At 38.4% G+C, this 987-nt stretch carries 1 protein-coding gene; it reads left to right on the top strand.

The window, feature by feature from the left end; all coding sequences use genetic code 11:
* Positions 1-418 precede the first annotated feature (418 nt).
* Positions 419-987 (top strand): terminase large subunit domain-containing protein (locus tag AC1DVK_RS26950; protein ID WP_477627829.1); only part of this gene is annotated, 569 nt, incomplete at its 3' end.

Below are 987 nucleotides of genomic sequence, written 5' to 3'. Positions count from 1 at the left end.
CCACTGCCTTCACCAAGAATCAAAGTGAATATCTATGAACTAAGCAAAGAGATTAGCTACATTCTGTAAACGATGACTAGGAGGAGCCGTGTGCGTTAATAGCGCAAGCACGGTTCTGTGAGGGGGAGGAGTACAATTTACCGTAAGGTAGGAAGGCTCCTTTCTACTCGACTAGTTGAATAAGTTTTGGGGGATTTTTCTTGAAGAATAAGTTTAGAGTTCATGCTAAGATTCTCTGTAAAAGAGGTGTTTTTTTTGAACATACAAAAGTGTGAAATTTGCGGGAGTACATGGAGAGAAGTGGGAAGGAGTACTACTGCTGGTTTTGGTTATCAGCCACTTATATGCAAGAAATGCGGAACTAAACATGAAGTTACTATGTAGGTGCTTGTGATTAAAATCTACTCTAGCTGAGTTTATGTTTCGTACCTCGAACGCTGATACAAAAGATGGAGGTCGCCCTGGGTGTTTGATTTTTGATGAATGGCATATTTATGAAGATACAAAACTAATAAATAGGCTAAGCTCTGGTTTAGGGAAAGTAAAGCATAGAAGAATCTATATATCCACTAACGGTTATGTCCGAAGTGGTTTTTTTGATAGATTTATTGAACAGTGTTTAGAAGTCTTAAGAGGCGGAAGTAGACGTGAAAACCGTTTTGTTTTCATTTTCAAAATGGACAGTAAGGATGAAGTTGAAAGATCAGAATTATGGGAAAAGGCAAATCCAATGTTTAGTCAGCCAAGGAGCCCATATGCTGAAGAACTGTTCGACACAATTATGGATGAATATTTGGATCTTGAAGATGACCCTTCCGGGCTACCTGAATTCATGGCCAAAAGGATGAATCTTCCTCAAGAAGATAATACGGTTAAGGTAGCATCCTGGGAAGATATCCAAGCGTCTAATAAGCCTATTCCATATGATCGACTAGAAAATAAAACATGTGTAGGTGCAATTGATTTCTCATTCATAAAAGACTTTAC

The sequence above is a fragment of the Peribacillus sp. P4_B1 genome (genome assembly GCF_056402395.1).
The sequence above is the reverse complement of the archived record's forward strand: the minus strand, read 5'-3'. Positions and strand labels throughout refer to the sequence as shown.